The sequence below is a fragment of the Vibrio sp. GJ43-1 genome (assembly GCF_055808835.1).
This window is the reverse complement of the sequence record NZ_CM147885.1, coordinates 264,085-280,758: the sequence shown is the minus strand read 5'-3', so window position 1 is coordinate 280,758 and position 16,674 is coordinate 264,085. Positions and strand designations below refer to the sequence as shown.

16 protein-coding genes are annotated in these 16,674 nt (G+C 37.6%); 14 read left to right on the top strand and 2 right to left on the bottom strand.

Features of this window, described 5'->3' with window-relative positions; all coding sequences use genetic code 11:
- Positions 1-260 precede the first annotated feature (260 nt).
- Positions 261-1,259: a transcriptional regulator MelR gene (gene melR / locus AC0L66_RS18560; protein WP_473570330.1), complete on the top strand. Its 999-nt coding sequence runs from the start codon at positions 261-263 to the stop codon at positions 1,257-1,259.
- Positions 1,260-1,316: 57 nt separating this feature from the next.
- Here the strand turns inward: melR and AC0L66_RS18555 are convergent, their stop codons facing one another.
- Positions 1,317-1,862, bottom strand: a complete 546-nt coding sequence (locus AC0L66_RS18555) for a cytochrome b (RefSeq protein ID WP_473570328.1) — start codon at positions 1,860-1,862, stop codon at positions 1,317-1,319.
- Positions 1,863-2,220: 358 nt separating this feature from the next.
- On the opposite strand from AC0L66_RS18555, the gene AC0L66_RS18550 reads away from it, so the two are divergent.
- The 6 genes from AC0L66_RS18550 (at position 2,221) to AC0L66_RS18525 (ending at position 7,948) form a co-directional block, all read left to right on the top strand.
- Complete coding sequence (locus tag AC0L66_RS18550; RefSeq protein WP_473570326.1) at positions 2,221-2,514, top strand: hypothetical protein; 294 nt, start codon at positions 2,221-2,223, stop codon at positions 2,512-2,514.
- Positions 2,515-2,579: 65 nt separating this feature from the next.
- On the top strand, positions 2,580-4,553 hold the full coding sequence (locus AC0L66_RS18545) for a hypothetical protein (protein ID WP_473570324.1): 1,974 nt from the start codon (positions 2,580-2,582) through the stop codon (positions 4,551-4,553).
- Positions 4,554-5,020: 467 nt separating this feature from the next.
- The gene (locus AC0L66_RS18540) at positions 5,021-5,377 is read left to right on the top strand and encodes a hypothetical protein (protein WP_473570323.1); all 357 of its coding nucleotides are present in this window, start codon (positions 5,021-5,023) and stop codon (positions 5,375-5,377) included.
- Between the two features lie 652 nt (positions 5,378-6,029).
- The gene (locus AC0L66_RS18535) at positions 6,030-6,746 is read left to right on the top strand and encodes an EAL domain-containing protein (RefSeq protein WP_473570321.1); all 717 of its coding nucleotides are present in this window, start codon (positions 6,030-6,032) and stop codon (positions 6,744-6,746) included.
- Position 6,747: 1 nt separating this feature from the next.
- Positions 6,748-7,257: a peptide deformylase gene (gene def / locus AC0L66_RS18530; RefSeq protein WP_473570319.1), complete on the top strand. Its 510-nt coding sequence runs from the start codon at positions 6,748-6,750 to the stop codon at positions 7,255-7,257.
- A 1-nt stretch (position 7,258) separates the two neighbouring features.
- The gene (locus AC0L66_RS18525) at positions 7,259-7,948 is read left to right on the top strand and encodes a hypothetical protein (RefSeq protein WP_473570317.1); all 690 of its coding nucleotides are present in this window, start codon (positions 7,259-7,261) and stop codon (positions 7,946-7,948) included.
- A 1,278-nt stretch (positions 7,949-9,226) separates the two neighbouring features.
- Here the strand turns inward: AC0L66_RS18525 and AC0L66_RS18520 are convergent.
- Positions 9,227-9,757, bottom strand: a complete 531-nt coding sequence (locus tag AC0L66_RS18520; protein WP_473570316.1) for a winged helix-turn-helix domain-containing protein — start codon at positions 9,755-9,757, stop codon at positions 9,227-9,229.
- Positions 9,758-10,989: 1,232 nt separating this feature from the next.
- On the opposite strand from AC0L66_RS18520, the gene AC0L66_RS18515 reads away from it, so the two are divergent.
- The 7 genes from AC0L66_RS18515 (at position 10,990) to AC0L66_RS18485 (ending at position 16,673) form a co-directional block, all read left to right on the top strand.
- A complete protein-coding gene (locus AC0L66_RS18515) occupies positions 10,990-11,502 on the top strand; it encodes a hypothetical protein (RefSeq protein WP_473570314.1) in 513 nt (170 codons plus the stop codon).
- A 63-nt stretch (positions 11,503-11,565) separates the two neighbouring features.
- Complete coding sequence (locus AC0L66_RS18510; RefSeq protein WP_473570313.1) at positions 11,566-12,123, top strand: hypothetical protein; 558 nt, start codon at positions 11,566-11,568, stop codon at positions 12,121-12,123.
- The gene (locus AC0L66_RS18505) at positions 12,123-13,175 is read left to right on the top strand and encodes a TcfC E-set like domain-containing protein (protein WP_473570312.1); all 1,053 of its coding nucleotides are present in this window, start codon (positions 12,123-12,125) and stop codon (positions 13,173-13,175) included. Before AC0L66_RS18510 ends, AC0L66_RS18505 begins: the two co-directional genes overlap by 1 nt.
- 41 nt (positions 13,176-13,216) lie before the next feature.
- Positions 13,217-14,329: a hypothetical protein gene (locus AC0L66_RS18500; RefSeq protein WP_473570311.1), complete on the top strand. Its 1,113-nt coding sequence runs from the start codon at positions 13,217-13,219 to the stop codon at positions 14,327-14,329.
- Complete coding sequence (locus tag AC0L66_RS18495; RefSeq protein WP_473570309.1) at positions 14,275-14,928, top strand: CS1-pili formation C-terminal domain-containing protein; 654 nt, start codon at positions 14,275-14,277, stop codon at positions 14,926-14,928. The genes AC0L66_RS18500 and AC0L66_RS18495 overlap by 55 nt, the downstream gene beginning before the upstream one ends.
- On the top strand, positions 14,915-15,655 hold the full coding sequence (locus AC0L66_RS18490; protein WP_473570307.1) for a fimbrial biogenesis chaperone: 741 nt from the start codon (positions 14,915-14,917) through the stop codon (positions 15,653-15,655). The genes AC0L66_RS18495 and AC0L66_RS18490 overlap by 14 nt, the downstream gene beginning before the upstream one ends.
- Positions 15,639-16,673 (top strand): hypothetical protein, encoded by a 1,035-nt coding sequence (locus tag AC0L66_RS18485; protein ID WP_473570306.1) that lies wholly within the window; start codon positions 15,639-15,641, stop codon positions 16,671-16,673. Before AC0L66_RS18490 ends, AC0L66_RS18485 begins: the two co-directional genes overlap by 17 nt.
- The last annotated feature ends 1 nt before the right edge of the window (position 16,674 follow it).

The window sequence follows — 16,674 nt, the reverse complement described above, 5'->3', positions numbered from 1 at the left end:
TTCGTCTCAGATAAACCAATCACTCTCCCATTTACTAATATTTAAACGTGGAAAAATTAAAATCTTAGGAAACAGGATAACTTTGTTGTTTTTGCGGATAGTACGGGTGAAATAGCTGTGTATTTTCAGTTAACATACTGACTTTAATCACATAAACAAGATCTTATGAATTAGGGGTGTTCCGCTCTATGATCACCTTCAGAGTTTTATTTTTAGTCACTGGTTAAGATTCTTTTATACAGCTTCCTAAGGATTGATAAATGCAACAGTACGACCAAGATGCCCTTAAAGTGATCGCTCAAGACCAGTATTCTTCAGATACGGTTTCAGTCAGTCCTCTGTCGCTTTATTCTTCTTATGAGGAAATTGATATTGAATTGCGGCCACCCCATTCTATGCCGGGTTACCATTGGCATGGGCAAGTAGAGGTGAATATTCCTTTTGGGGATGATGTGGAATACATCATTAATGGTAGTCCTGTTGTCGTCAAAAGTGGCACGATCGGTGTGTTTTGGGCCTCCGTCCCGCATCGGCTGACAAACCCGGGTCAAAGCCATAACATGGGTATCATCAATATTCCTATTCACCATTTTATGTCTTGGACGCTAAGCCGAGACTTAGTAAACCAAATCACTCATGGTAGCGTATTACAATCTAATTCAGCTTCGCTGATCAGTGAATTTGAGATTGCTCGTTGGGCAGAAGAAATGAATCACCCATCCGAAAGCCGCCAGCAATTGGCGATTGATGAAATCGGGTTGATGCTAAAACGAGTTTGTCTAGATGGCTGGCAACAATTGCTTATCAATAGACAAGATAAATCGACCAATAAAGGCGTATCTAAGCACTCGCAATTCTACGTGAGTCAAATGTTGGAATACATTGCTACACATCATAATCAGCCTCTAACGATTAAAGATATTGCGGAGCATATCGGCCTGCATGCTAACTACGCCATGAACGTGTTTCAACGCACCATGCAGATGACGATTAAGCAATACATAACCGCTATGCGCATTAATCATGCACGTGCGCTATTAAGCGATACCGACCGAACCATACTCGATGTCTCGTTGACCGTTGGTTTTAACTCGAGTAGTCGTTTCTACGAAACTTTTCAAACGTATATTGGTGTCACTCCCACTCAGTATCGCAAGCTTGCGAGGGAAGATCATCGGTGGAGTAACCATGGCAGTAGCCCTTTATATGATTTAGAAAAAGGCGCTTGCGATGGTAAGCGCCCTTTAAAGGAAATTTGACCACTATAAAATAAAACTAATAGTTTCTTCCAAACCGATCAATATTAACCGAATATTTTATTTAAATCTGAGCATCCGAGCGATAGTTCCGTCTTTATCGATAAATTGATGTTTCAATGAGCCTAATATATGTAGCGTCAATACCACTATAAATATATCTACACTAAAGTGGTGAATTTTATAATTTATACTCGCTAACCATTCATGTTTATCACTACCTGATATTATTACTTGACCAAAAATACTTAAATCATGCCCACCTGCCAACGTCATGGCAATACCAGATAAGGGCATAACAAGAGTGGTGACTAATAAACAGCTATGCACTACCATTATAGCTATACTCTGCCATTGTGGAATTTGGTAAATTGGTTGAATTTGTCCTTCCTTAAAACGCCATGCAACTCGGGTTAAAGCTATTACTAAAATAAGAGAGCCTAATGATTTATGCCGCGCAATCCACTCTCCCTTTTCAGGGGTAATGGGAAGTCCTATCATATACTTCCCGATAGAGAGCACTACGATAAAAAGGAGTCCAACTGCCCAATGTAACAAGATAGTCTGCCAACTGAAGACGTTTGGCTTTGATTTTCCATCTGCCATAGTAAATCCTTGCTAAATTTTAGGCTCTTATATGGTCCATATTATGGATTATACGCCATTTAGTTAATGTAGTAGGTTACTTTATGAAATACGTCGTTCCACGTGTAATTCCAGTGGTAGCATACGGTCACGAGTACGGTTGCTAAGAATATAACATCTAGATTATCTGGTATCATGTTCTTCTCTCCCTTTTGTTTTTTTTAATTTTATACGTGTTTTATTTGATATGACAAGTGTTAAGCAGCCATGCTGATTATTATTAATATTATCGCGAGGCGAGAACCTTTATTAATTTGTTATTAATATTAATAACACCTATCGTGACTGTATTTACCTGCGGAAAGAGAGTAAATTTCAAATGTGTGGTGGTGTTGTTTTGTTTATCGATGGTGAAAACATTGATGAATTCGAAATTTTAAAAGTGATGAGAAGTGTTTTCGTAATGAGTCGAGATGATGCGTTTAAAGGAGTTGATGTGATGTCAAAGATAAAGTTAATGAAGTCAAATGGAACTGTGTTATTGCATCTTGTTGTCTCCAGATTTATTTTTATTTCAAAGTATGCAGGTTTATTACTTATTTTAATCATTGCAGCACTGTTAAGCGGTTGTGGGGGGATTCTGATAGCCCTAGTGTCCGTGTTGAAATTATAGATAAAAAGCCAAGGGTCGAATTAGAAGTATTTGATGTGTACACGGAATATAGAGTGTTGGGAGAGGTGATTAACATTGATAGTATTGACCTTTACGGTGAATTAAAGTTCGAAATAGTTTCTTCAACAACACCTCCACCCATCATCATCTCCGCAGAAAATAATCAAATATCAGTGGTTCGCCCGGGTCATGCTGTTATAAAAGCTACTGACGTTAGCGATGAGTATGAGACATCAGAGGCAGAGTTTAATATACAAATTGATAGAGGGGAAAATACAACACTTAGAGCTACTGACTTATACATCAATCCAAGTCAAACTAACCCTGTTCGATTATCTGTAAGGGGGAATGTCGGTGATCTAACATTCGAAATTATCGGCGGAAATGAAGGGGTGATAGACTTAGATGAAGAGGGCTCAGTCACAGCAAGAGGAGGATTGGGAGAGGTAGACATTAAAATTACCGATTCAGGAAACCAATTTTTTAATAGTGCCTCGGTCGTCATAAAAGTAGTCGTCAATGAAGGTACAACAGGCCAAATATCGTTTGCATCGCTTACCGTTAACTATGATGAAGGACTCACTATACAGCCTCGAAGATTAGATACGTTACAAGTTGAAAATCTCAGGTTTCGGGTATTAAGTTCGACGCCAGACGACGATGTTGTAGAGATTTTGTCTCAAGATGATGGAACTATGTTAGTCTTGAATTCGGGAACTGCTATTGTACAGGTAGTCGCTGACCATAGAGAGCCAGGCGGAGATATAATTGAAAAGGCCACATCATTCTCAGTAACGGTCTATAAATCGAATAGAGAAAACTTAATTATTAACGATGTCACTACTTCTTTCTATGAAGGGAAGCTGATCGAGTTGATTGTAAATAACTTAGAGGGTGAGTTAGAGTTTGAGATTTTACAAGGTTCTCATTCTGTAGAGTTAGATCAGGACACTAATAGACTGAAAATTAATAATGCGGGCTATGCACTGATTAAGGCTGTCGATCCAATCTCAAGAAATTTTCGTTCCTCCCAGACTACGTTTTCTATTAATATAATAAAGGCCACTCATCCTGGACTAAGTGATGACGATATTGATCTTACCTATCGTGAAGGTTTAAATATACCATTTACCGTGGCCGGACAGAAAGGTCAATTATATTTATTGAACAATAATGAACTAAACGGAGATATAGAGCTTAGAAACGGGAGTATCTTTCTCAAAAACTCAGGTCAGTATACGTTGTTAGTGAGAGATGATGGTGGCGAAAACTACGAGCCACTAGACGGACGTATTTATATAGATGTAGATAAGTCAACTGATAGAGAGATTAATGTTCGAGATATTAATCTATATTATGATAATTCATCGTTCGATTTTAATGAATTATTTGAAGATCTAAATGACCCAGGTGATTACATCGAGATTGTCTCTTTATCAAATGACGGTATTTTAGAAAGGATTAGTGATAGCGCTGTAAATATCCTATCTCATGGACACGTTGATTTGTCACTACGTTTAATAGAGTCTAGGAACTTCTATGCATCAGAGCCCAAAAATGTCCATGTTTATATATCAAAGCGTAACAGCCAGTTGCATTTATCACAAAGTGAAATTAATACAATGTGGCAACCAAGCTTGGATATATTCCTAACTCCACCGGAAATTACGGGGGTAGCTGGAGAACTAAGATTTTCATTGAGCCCCGAGTCCCCGATAGATGTTGTCGAGCTTGATGAAACCACTGGTATAGCAAAAGTGCTTAATTCAGGTAGGGTTACGATTGTTGTAAATGATAACGGTAGTGACGAAACAGAAGCACAGGAAGTAAGATATAGTATAAATGTAGAAAAGGCGAGTAATCCAGTAATAGGAGAATATCCGACAGTGGACTTTTCCGTTGCGCGACGAGTATTACCAGAGTTTGATTTTGGACTTGACTTGTTCGAAACTAGTTTTGAACTGTCCTATAGTCAAGATCCAAATGTTAAACTAGTCGATCCTAGTACGGGTGAGATTGAGGTACTTCATGTAGAGTGAATATACAGTCGTGGCGACTGTGGAATCGAGAAACTATAGAAAGTCAGATATAACACTCAACGGAGTGATTAATAAGTCTGACCATCCAGGCTTTACTACTGTAACTGAATCGGTAGCATTTTACCCGAAGAAAAAACATTCGCTAACATTGCCAGAAAAAATTGGTGCAAGGACGTTTTACTTTGCTAATAGTGGAGAAAGGGAATATGCAGAAATCGATTCAGAGACTGGTGAAATAAAATTGAAAAGTTTTAGTTATAATAGTGGAATGAGAGGGGTGACAGTTGGACTGTCTGAAGAGGAGTCAAGAGATTATCTGAGCTATAGAATCTATTATTGCTTATCTAAGTATTACGCCACCTGATGAAGATGATGTAGATCGTCACCTAACACTGCACGACGAATTGGTTATAGATAGCACTTTAAACGGCAGTGACTTTGTAAACTTGCATTCTAGTCGATTTTCTGTGACGGGGATTAGGTCAGTTAGAACGCCTAGTGACGAAGAGTTGATTCAGTATGGTAAAGGGAAAGTATTTTATATTCACTTACGTTCTTTGCATGATGATTCACTTTTTCCTCTCCCTGTCTATGTGCAACGTTACGACGGATGTCTGGGCGATGTTGACGTATCTGAAAATGACTCCGCACTGGGGTTCGAAGAATCAGGTTATTGCGAAGATGGAATCACGGTAAGAAAAACGAAACTATCAGTATTAGATAGTCGCCATTTACCTGGAGGGCGATATCAGTCGGTAATTCCACTTACATTTTATCGCCATGGCCCACAGTTTTATCCCAACGATGAAGGGGGAGTTATGTAATTGACCCCTTAACCGCACGGGAAGACGACTCGGGCCGAGAGGTGTATGAATTAGTAACGATAGACGTAAATATCGAAAACTAACTGTCCATTAAATTGCTCCTAGTTCAGGGGCAAGTTTTTTGGAAAGACTTTATGTCGTCAAATCTCAATTTATGTGTCTTAGTTCTGATAGTCTTTTTTGCCGCATAATTCTCAACTTTGGTGGTTCAGTGAAGAGATGGCTCTGTATTTGTATAGGTTCAATAAGTTATTAAAATACGACGCTAGCTGTGTACGAAAACAAATTTAGGGTGAAAGGGTAGTCTGGCGAAAAGATAAAGCAATATATAATTAATATGTGCTAAGCATCATGCGAAGACTTGTAAGTTATACAAAAATATGCAGTGTTTATGTAATAAGTTTTACCCTAGCAATCGGATTTAGTGTCTTCCATTGGATAGTGTAATAAAGAAAAGTTCACCTCTAAAGTGGAGCATCTCAGATACGATTAAACACTAACTGCACTTTAATATTATTAATGGAAATTGATATGGAATTAAGGAAAGTATCGATTTACTATCAAAAGGTGTTAATACTAATCAAACTATCATCTTGCGCGTGTATCGATAAGTATTTGAACTGATTAAAAACCATGCAAAAGGATTTATATCGTGGAATTGATTGAACTAAATCCAAAAATAAAGCTAGAAAGAATAGTTACGGGAAAAGAACAAACTTTTGGTTACGAGGTTCTAATAAAAAATGGGACAGAACTTGGCTTGGACTTATCAATGACAATAGACAACTATACTTTTCGGAATTTGATGAATAGGATATTGCTAAATCAGATAGAGTCTATCGCGAAAAGTCAGATAAAACTGGGTGAAAATTATATTGTCTTTTCTCCAGGGCAGTATATTTTTATCAATGTCGAGCCATGGCAACTACAAGAAACTGCATTATGTATAAAATTGATCTGGTTGCGACAACATTTAACGTCATTTGAGATAGAGCTATGTGTAGAAATAACCGAAAGGCTATGTAAGACTCTTGATTTAGATCTTACCTACAAGAACATAGAACGTTTAAGGGAGCATGGAGTAAAAATTGCGCTGGATGACTATATCATCGAAGAAAAAACCTGGCGGAGAAAATTGTTATTAGTACATAAACTGGTGGATTATATCAAGCTGGATATATCGTTGTATAACAGTAAAGGTGAGGACCTAATTACAATTAAAAACTTTGAGTCATCACTTTCATCCGGGCAGAAGTTAGTTTTTGAGCACGTAGAAGATAAAGCTGATCTAATGAAAATTAAGAAACTTAAATTAAGGGACGAACCATTAATGCAAGGTTATCTATTTAATGACTCAAAAGGTGTATAACATGAAAATTCTAGACATAAATAAAGTGCCAGATCCAAAGTTAAGATTGATGTCTGAGCCAGTTAGTAACATCGGAGAAGACATTGAAGAGCTCGCATTTAACATGTTAAATACAATGTATGAGTACAGTGGTTGCGGTCTAGCCGCCCCTCAAGTTGGAAGTAATATTAGGCTTATAGTAGTCGATGTCAGTCATCAGAAGGAATGTCCTTTAATATTGATTAATCCGAGCTATTCATCTATCGATAACTCAACACAACTTAGTTCAGAAGGGTGCCTTTCTATTGGTGTTTTAGGTGCGAGAATAAAAAGGTTCGATAAAATCAGTGTCAACTATTTGGATATTCAAGGTAAAGTGATGACGATGGTAGCTGAAGGGTGTTTATCAGCGTGTATTCAACATGAGTGTGATCATCTAGATGGAATTCTTTTCGTGGATCACTTAAATAAAAGCGATCTAATCGATACTCTATCAAATCTATTACTAATGTATAAAAATGAGACAAAATAATATGAATACCCTAATTAAATGTACGTTGATATTAGTCACTTTTCTATCCAGTATCGCACATGCTGAAACTAAAGGCTATGGTGTTGAACTTACACTAAAACTAACTCCGAGTAATATAGATGACATGCATGAGTTTATATTGGCTCAGAAGCGGATTATATCATCTTGGGTGGAAGATGACACGATCAAAGATCTATTTGTTAAGAGTTATAGTGTTGGAAATTACCGAGTTAAGAAAATTAGATTTGTAAAAATAGGAAGCAGTGTTGGCAATATAAAAAAACAGCTATCAGCTCTTCCATTGGTTAAGGAAAAAATAATGGAGATTGATCGTGTTACAGAACTGGGTACAAAGTGGTTAGACACTACACCAATATATAATAACTTTGGTATAATCGTTTCGTGGAAAGATGATATAAATCTAGATCTTCTAGAAATTGATCGAGTGATTGGCATAGACTTACAAAAGGTGATAACGATGAATACAGAAGGGAGTGTGACCTCTTCTTATATTAACATACAAAAATTTAAAAATGGTGCAAAGAGGCCAACCTATAATATTGCCATTTTAGCTGAGTCCAAGACGTCTGCCTTATTAAAAGCTCAAGAGCTAGAGGCGGTTAGACTTGGTTATGCGGACTTGAAAGTATTTGATTTGGGGCAAAAAATAGATTTGGAAAAATTATTTTAAGCTGATGGCTTGGATGGAGATCCTGGGATCTTATTCATCATTTTGTAATGACTCGATAAATTTATTTAATAATAGCATGACATTGTTTGCTATTGCTAAAAGACCATGTCCCAAGGATAAGATCTCACTTTGCGCATCTATTGTAGCAATAGATGCGCAAAGTGAGATCTTAGGTAATTATTTATTCCCCCGAAATTTATTATGTAATTCAGCCAGATCTACATCGAGATGATAAGGTCATTGAGGCGTTTCAAGAGGCAACTCTATCCAGCATACGATTCAAAAGGCGGTGGGATTATGCAATGGAGCCATAAGCGAATCCTACGTGTATATCGCTTGTTAAGTTTGCGAGCTAAAAATCGACTTCCACTCGTCATCCCATTCTAATGAATATTGCTCTATGGATGTTATGAGCGACTCTTTACAGTATTGAGTACACTTTCCTATGTTTCACCTTTTAGGTGATTTTAATCGTCAAGTATATGTAGTGAGCGATTTCAGTTTTCCAACGGTCCGTGTACTTCGAATACATGAGCAAGTTGTCGTGTGGTGTGGCTATTCTAAGAAGATACGAATGGATTACGAACTCGATTGATCTCGCTAAATTTGGCTGAATGGGCGGAGAATAATCAGGTTAAACTGGAGTTGATCAAACCAGGAAAGTCCTAATTTCGAGTGCCACTAAGTGAGGGTGCTTACACTATATAGTTAGATAAAGTTAGATGCAGTGGCTCGCATGTTGGCAAGTCTATCGGTATTTTATTATGTCTAGATATTCCGGGTCTAACTTCGTGTATTAGAGTGCAGATTCAAAGGAAATTAGAAGTAATAGCAGCAATAGCTCCGCATAAGTGGGCTATTGCTTGTGGAATTATTGCGGATGTGAATGGAGATCTGATAGGTGGAAACACTTTTCCTTATCCGTCGATGTAGTATAGTCTATACCGTTGACGATATTCATTTTTGTGAAGACATTTAAGCTCGCTCCACTCCTGAATTTTAATTTTCCGATAATGATTAGTTTTTGAAAATATTTAAGATAAAAACCGCTAAACATGATGATTGCTTCTTTGTGTTCTGTAATCGGCTTACTTTCTATCTTCATACTCATCGAATCGAAGTTTAAGTCCAATATAGTGTCATCTAGTGTACAAGAAGGGTTTATGTGTAGATGAAGATCTTCTTTATGAAACAACGCGCTCATTATTCCAAAGATTATAGATAACACAATGAAAATAGGGAAAATCAAACTTAGTTTTCTAATGTTGGATACAGTCACTATAGCCACCAAAAAAATGCCAATAGAATGGTGGTTAATATCAGTATAATAAAAGTTAACATTATTAATTGGATTGAGTCGGTAAAGAATACCTTTGAAGTGATATCTGATAAGTCACTTAGGGATGAATTTTTTTTCATGGTGGCTTTAAGTACATAGCCTGTTTTTGGGATCGTTACTATTGTGTCTTCATAATCTGACCCTTTAAGTGAGTCTCTGATTTTTTTAATGGCGACATTTAATGAACTGCTGGTTACCACTCGGCCCTCCCAGCACTTTTGTATAAGTTCTTGTCTAGGAACTACTTGCTCATGGTTTTCTAAGAGCATTCTTAATATTCTTGCTTCCACGGTGTTTATTCTACCGTCAGATGCAATTTCTTCAATGGTGGCACGGAAGCTCTCTATGACGTCTATAGTGTCAAAACTTTTGCTACACGGCGGTTGGTTTCCTGGAAGTACGCCTATAAACCGGTTGATTTTAAGGCGATTTTTAATTGTTGAAATTAGGTTGTTAGTATCAAGCGACATACTAGACCTCCTTAATCGTTTTTGAATAGACAAGCAATATACCAACGAGTCGGTGTGTAAACAGTGGTATGCTCATTAAATGCCTAATTATGCAGATATCTCTTATTTTAATTTATTGCACAATCATTTAGTCGCGAGTAATAGTATTACGGCTTTTTGGCTAATGCAATCTAGTATAAATGATTTGTTAATATAATCTAGTGTATTTGTTGAATTTGTTTTACTTCTTAAGGAGGGACGTGATTTTAATATGATCTCTAGTATTCAATATTATATTTTGTTCATTTTGTTCATTTTGTTCATTTGAAGTGTTATCGAAGAAAATGGCTTATAAATCAACGCCTATTGATAGTTTCATTCGTTGGGTGATCTTATTAATATTAATGAGATCACGTCAATGCGTGGGATTGTGATGCTGATGTTAAAATCATGAAGATGAAGACGTTTTTATTGTAATGTGCTAAACAATATGGGGCTGTGTAGGCGTATTATGTGGTTGTGATACGAAGGTAAAAATATGCAAGCGACTGTCATCATATTGTCATAATTAAAATGTAACGTAAAAAGTCGGACACGCCATATATACAATATAAATGTAAGTGTTGAAGTTCGTCACCACAGAGCGATAGCTGAACACATAGGAGTATACAACAGTATTGCTAAGATGGTGGATGTTCAGAATTCGATAGTTTATTCATCCTCAAAAATACACCACAGTAATTAACCTTCTACTTTCGGAACCTTGTATCATTTTATTTGTGATACTTCATTGTTTATCTACTATTCAAGGACAAATAGTTTCGGTAGTTTCTCTTGCGATCAATTTCCTTCTTTTATTTATGAACGCTCATTAACTTAGCATTCTGATTTATACCTATGTCGATACTGTATCCCTAGTGTGGGCTTCGAATGGCATCTAAATTCTGCTGTGTTTTTACATTCCATTCTCGTTGTTAATATTTATTTTTACTGTGCACCTTTTCTCGTAGGGCTCTGCGGAGCCCAAGTTGATTTAATTGAGTGTTATTAATATTAATACTGGATTAAACCTTCTCCCTGTTGGTGGATTTTTGTATTTTTTGATATTAACATTTTTAACTCTTAGGGGCGGAGTGAAAATGTAAGCTAATTTAGTAAGTAGTGTTGCGCATCTAAGAAAAAACATAACACGTGATCATCACGTATTAAGTTCGTCAACATAATTTAAGTTTAATTCGAAAGGAAATAGAGAAATGAACGAAATTAATAAAAGTTTTTTAAAGAGTACGATGGTCGGAATGATCATTGCGGGTTCATCGTACGCAAACGCGACTACACAAGTAGTGGCTGTTTGGCAAGGTACTGTGCCCGGAGATGATGCAAAGGGTGGCTTGATGATAACTGGCTTGAATGGAGTGAATGGCCTAAAGGGAGACATTGTCGCTCAATTGGATGGTACGTTTACTTCTAACGAACTTATGCTCGAATCGCATGAAGTTGCTGGTACCGATGACGCCCCAACAATCGGGCCACTAAAGGATGCTAACTGGGAAATACACTCAACGTCATTGACTTATGGCTCTAACGCTATGGAATTAGCGACGTTGGAGGTACTTAACAACGGACAGGTAATAAGTGTAGGTGAGTCAATCTCAGAGAAAAACACGGTTGGACTGCAAGTGAGACAAACAACAGAACTACCCGCACAGGAAGTAGGTAATAAAGCAGTGACTGCAACCGTGACTTTAATGGTTAATCCAGTATAAGCCTGGTGTTTATAGCGGGCCTAGTTGGAGGCCCGTTTTTTTCAGCCAAGGAGGCATGGCCTGATGCACACCTCATCTTATGGTTTGAGTTCAGTTATAGTTTTAACCTCTAGTTTGTATAGTTTGGCAGCTAATAATGCGGGTGCTTCTAGTGTCGAGGTTTTACCATTATCCACTCGTATTCAGGTGGAACGATTATTTGTTCAGCCGATTACGGATGTTTATTTCGAACCTCGTGTTTTAGAACTAACGTTGGAATCAGATTATTCAGGGTTTTCGGAATCTACATCTACTTTAAATTTGAGTACCAATATTCCGCTGGGTGTTATCTCAGCTATCCCATATAGCCTTACGTTAACGGAAAATAGAGCAACTTGTAGCGATGTAGTGGGTTCTGTCATTCCTTTAGATTCCGATTTCGTGAGAGTAGCGTTAGATGGTGATAATTTGCAGGTTGGGGGTGTCGTAAGAGTACCAAACTTCAACTCCGATAATGGGTTCAATAAGACCGCACATCATCAAGTGTCTTTTAAATTCGAGAAATTTCAACAGGTGGCAATCAATCACCCGATAAGCTCTTGTATGGGTCAGGTCGCTTTTGATTTAGGAGTGGATATATAATGTTAAAATATCCTGTTTTAATATTAACTCTTGTAATTAGTTTCTCGTACGTTGATTTATCGGTTGCTGGACGTCTACCCTCTGGATTTGAGGATATGTTTGAGTTTCAACAGGAAAAATTGGCGATTCGTAACCTAGACGGCAGCTTTACTCATCCCGTTTCATTTCTTATAAAGTTTGACGAAGTCAAAATTGACGCTAATGATAACTTTGCGTTGGAACAAGTAAATGAGTATCTTAAATCAAACTTTATTGACAAATCATATAGGGAAAGAATACTTGATGGTTTAGTCGATGGAGTTAGAGACACGCGGGGATGCCAAGGTAAGCAAGGTGAGTGTGAAATAAAACCAGATACTTATCAATGGGTGTTCAACTATAATGATCGCGAACTCTATTTATTCGTTGATGCTAAGATTCTTGAGTATGATAATTTCTCTTTACAACAAAACTATCATACAGCTAAAAGCGAGCTTGTCGGCGTTATAAACTCATTCGACTTGTATATAAATCAATATGTCAAACAGGAATCGAGCATTACGCTTAACGATGACATCACCGTAGGGTTACCATATGGTTACCTTAAAGCAGATTTTACGTTATCCAATTCAGATGATGGAAGGCTTTATGAAGCAGGTTACCATCTTGATGTTGATGATTATGTATTTAAGTTAGGGCATTTTGAGTTTGACCCTGATGTTAACTCTACCAATTTTCTTAATAATACGTCTCGGATGCCACAAGACTCATTTACCGTAGCATCTTCAAAGCGGCTATTTATGGGTGGCCGAAATAGCGACCAAGTTATTAGTTTTTATGCTCCGACGAGCGGTTCAGTGCAGATATATAGAGATGAACGAATCATCTATCAAAAAAACGTCAATGAGGGCCAGAGTTATATTCGGTATAGTGAGCTCCCTATTGGTCGTTATGAGATAACAGTTGAGGTAGTAAGTTCAGGGCAAGTGATAAGCTCTCAAGATTATCAAATCTATAATGATTCGAAAGGCGGCCTAGCTAAAGGTAAATTTGATTATCTTTTATCTGCTTAAGCACGCTATCTGAGAGTTATTATCAGCCCAGACTCGATAGTTTGGAACGCTCAATTAGTTTAGAAGGTGACGCTTATGGTAAGGCATTATTAAGCTATCGACCCGCAACGCCTCTACTTGTTGGGCTTGGAGCTCTAAACTCTGGAGAAAATAACTTCATTACAATGGGGGCACAGTTTAACTGGGTAAAGAATGATATTCGAGCAGAAGCTGTTTATAATGTATTTGAAGAAGCGAGACATTTCAATTCTAACATAGGGTTTGGAATGTTTAACTTGTCATACGAGAAGCTTGACGATGTTAATGAGGATCCGTTAGCGACGTTTATGTATGGAGATTTAGATTACTCGAGATTGACTTTTAATACATCTTATAATTTAGGTGGTTCTCGTTCGTTATATTTGGTTTATAGTTACAATAAATACGAGAGGTTGAACTATCTAAATGGCTATAAGTATGATGATATTTCCAATCAAGAGACATTGTCGTTAGGTTATAGCACACCATTTTTTCTCGATTCTAGAATAAATGCGAATGTTGATTACTCGAAATCTCTGAATAGCACATCGTTTAATTTGACGTGGAGTGTTCCTCTTTCTGATACGATTAAGTTTATTAGCGGTACATCAACTTATGACTCTTCGGTTAGTAAGGTTTCTACCTCATTAAAAAAAGACGACATATTTGCAGTTGATGGTATTAACGGTTCTGTCGAGTTACGCAATATTTATAAAAGAGACTCGAAAAAAGAAGTGGAGCAAGAAGCGCTGTTAAGTATGTCTGGGCGAAGCGATTACGCAACGGTAGACCTAAACGGATCCTCGTCTACCAATGGACACTATGGGGTTAGTATGGGGTTATCCAGCTCTCAGATTATAACTAACAAGACTTTTAGTGTAACCAATAAAGGCGCGTCTTCGTATGTCTTAGTTAACGTAGATAAAAATAAAGCCCTTGAAGATACAGATGAACTAGGTTTCTTTTCATTGAAAAAAATGGGTATACGAATAGTAAGTTCATCCTTTACAAAGATAATGTGCTTATACCCTTACAAGATTATCATCAGTATCAAGCAAGTTTTGACGCGGAAAGTGTTGAAATGTTTAATAGCGGCGACACTCAAGTTAAGTTTTTTTCACACCCTGGTACCGTAGCAACTCTTAATGCAAAAGTGAGTCAAGTAGTCTCGTTCGTCTCGGCTTTCAGTAATCTAAATGATGATCCTGTGTCGACTTTGTCCTGTATAGGTGAGGGTTGCTTAGGTACGACTCAAATGGCTGATGGTGTTTACCGTGTAACAGTATTAGAAGGGTTAAACTTTTCTCTCTATGCAATGACAGACGCTGGTAAAGAGAGGTGTTTATTACCTTATGATTTTTCCTCAACGTCACAAATGAATTTTGGAAATAATTACTGTTTACCCATGCGAGAAAATGCTGAAGATATTTACGTTAGTATCGATGGTCAGGACATGAGAACTCACTTTTTAGGGGTCTATGAAATATCTGAAAAAATTGAGAAATCTATAAGTTCACTCGAGTCTCTTGGTTACAGGGTTTTTAGGAAGAGGTTTGGTGAATTCAATGCAATATATATTGTTCAAGTAAGTAATACTCTCGAAAACTTATATGTTAATCACGGTGAAATAATAGATAGCTTTAAATCGTTAGCGAACAAAAGTTATTCGTTGAGTGCAATATACTATCCGCCAATCGCGAAGTCTAACAAGGTACAGAAAGATGAAAAGCAATAACAATATTTGGTTTAATTTAATGTGTTCGGTTCTTCTTATGTCCGCGAATAGCTTTGCTTTTAACGTCGACAAGATGTACGTAATAGCTGATAAAAAGGGAAATGGGATTATCACTATTAACAATGACGAAAATCGAACGTTGTTCGTTCAAGGCGCTATTCAGGAAATAAAGATTAAGGATGGGGATGATATTATTAAGACCGATTACAAACGTGATAATATTGACAAATGGAAAATATCGATAACGCATCCTAAAGTGGTATTGAAGCCAGGTGAATCTAAAGATATTGGTATACGAAGCTTGTGCCACAATACAAGTTGCAATGAGGATAGTGATCTTATGTTCATGCTGCCTTTCGCGCCACAACACTATCAAGAGGGGGAAAGTATTGCTAGTGGAATAGAAATAAACTATGGATTCGCACCATTATATATTATTCCTACCCCTAATCCCAAAATATCTTATCAACTAGTCAATAATGGTGACCATTTATTTGTTAATAACGAGGGGAACACGTTGATAAATTTAGTCGTTGATGCCTGTTCAAACACTAATAACGTTTCTTGTAGCCAAAGTTTTGTGGTGGTTTCGGGACGCGAGAAGGCTCTCTCGTTACCTATTAGCATGCGGTCAGAAAACTTGAAAGTAACAGTAACGTCCCACGATAACAGTTATTCAAACGAAACAATGGTGCACAGGAGTGCGGGTGATGAGATCACGAATTAATCCATTTATTTTTGCAGTAATCATGATGGTCTTTAATGCAGAAGCTGCATTTAACATTCACGGTGAGTTAGATAGTAGCGGCGTTAAATGGAACAATGTTGGGATTTCTTCAGGCAGTATGGTCCCTAGTATGTGGCAAACACCGCCCGCACTTCAAGCGACAACTGAGTGGGTTCCGTCTACTTTCTCGCCCGTTTCATCGACTGAACTTGTGTTGATTGGCAATGGTGGGAGCCGCGTAACCGTACCGGTTTCACTATTAGGCGTTGAATATAATACTGTCGGTATTAGTACGACGGTTTTACCCAATTCCAGTATCGCGACTAATCCTTGTACTGATGAAGTGATTTCCCCACCTGTAATAAGGTTAAAAGGCCAGAACTGTGTTTCATCTAAAAAAATTGTCACAGCGGTACCTACCGCTCCATTTGTGTTTTTTAGACCTGTTTTTGATTTGACAGATCAAAATTTACGAAGCGCTTTTTTGGGGAAACCACAGGGTACTTACAGCGGAATCGTACCAATTAACTTGCACTATTACTATAGACATCATGGGATTTTAACTTACCGCAATGTTAACGATGTTTTGATTGTAAATATTGATTATCGACCGTCACTTATACGTTCGATCGAAGTTCGTGGAGATGGCGTAATGGAGGCACAATACGACACGCTAAACAAGGAGGTATCTGGTCAGGCTAGTTATTATTTCACTGTGCATGGTCATTTTACGCAAGGTCTAGAATTAACAATGCCGTCTCAAGTTTATCAATTGGAAAACGAGGATGATCGTTCTATCTCCATCCCATATAAAGTAACTTGCTCAGGTTGTGATGTTGTGAATCTGGTTAGTGATAAAGGTGTGTTACGTGAGAGGGTAAGTACTATAGGTAGAAATACTGGGCAGCGCAATTCGCTTAGTTTTGACTTACTATTCCAATACGACGTCGATGGAACGACGCTGCTGTCTGGGCGTTATTCTGACACGGTCACTATAATGTTATCGCCAGGGGTCTAGC

Coding starts and splice junctions, on each gene's coding strand:
- melR (WP_473570330.1), top strand. CDS start 261: ATGCAACAGTACGACCAAGATGCCCTTAAAGTGATCGCTCAAGACCAG.
- AC0L66_RS18555 (WP_473570328.1), bottom strand. CDS start 1,862: ATGGCAGATGGAAAATCAAAGCCAAACGTCTTCAGTTGGCAGACTATC.
- AC0L66_RS18550 (WP_473570326.1), top strand. CDS start 2,221: ATGTGTGGTGGTGTTGTTTTGTTTATCGATGGTGAAAACATTGATGAA.
- def (WP_473570319.1), top strand. CDS start 6,748: ATGAAAATTCTAGACATAAATAAAGTGCCAGATCCAAAGTTAAGATTG.
- AC0L66_RS18525 (WP_473570317.1), top strand. CDS start 7,259: ATGAATACCCTAATTAAATGTACGTTGATATTAGTCACTTTTCTATCC.
- AC0L66_RS18520 (WP_473570316.1), bottom strand. CDS start 9,757: ATGTCGCTTGATACTAACAACCTAATTTCAACAATTAAAAATCGCCTT.
- AC0L66_RS18515 (WP_473570314.1), top strand. CDS start 10,990: ATGAACGAAATTAATAAAAGTTTTTTAAAGAGTACGATGGTCGGAATG.
- AC0L66_RS18510 (WP_473570313.1), top strand. CDS start 11,566: ATGCACACCTCATCTTATGGTTTGAGTTCAGTTATAGTTTTAACCTCT.
- AC0L66_RS18505 (WP_473570312.1), top strand. CDS start 12,123: ATGTTAAAATATCCTGTTTTAATATTAACTCTTGTAATTAGTTTCTCG.
- AC0L66_RS18495 (WP_473570309.1), top strand. CDS start 14,275: ATGTTTAATAGCGGCGACACTCAAGTTAAGTTTTTTTCACACCCTGGT.
- AC0L66_RS18490 (WP_473570307.1), top strand. CDS start 14,915: ATGAAAAGCAATAACAATATTTGGTTTAATTTAATGTGTTCGGTTCTT.
- AC0L66_RS18485 (WP_473570306.1), top strand. CDS start 15,639: ATGAGATCACGAATTAATCCATTTATTTTTGCAGTAATCATGATGGTC.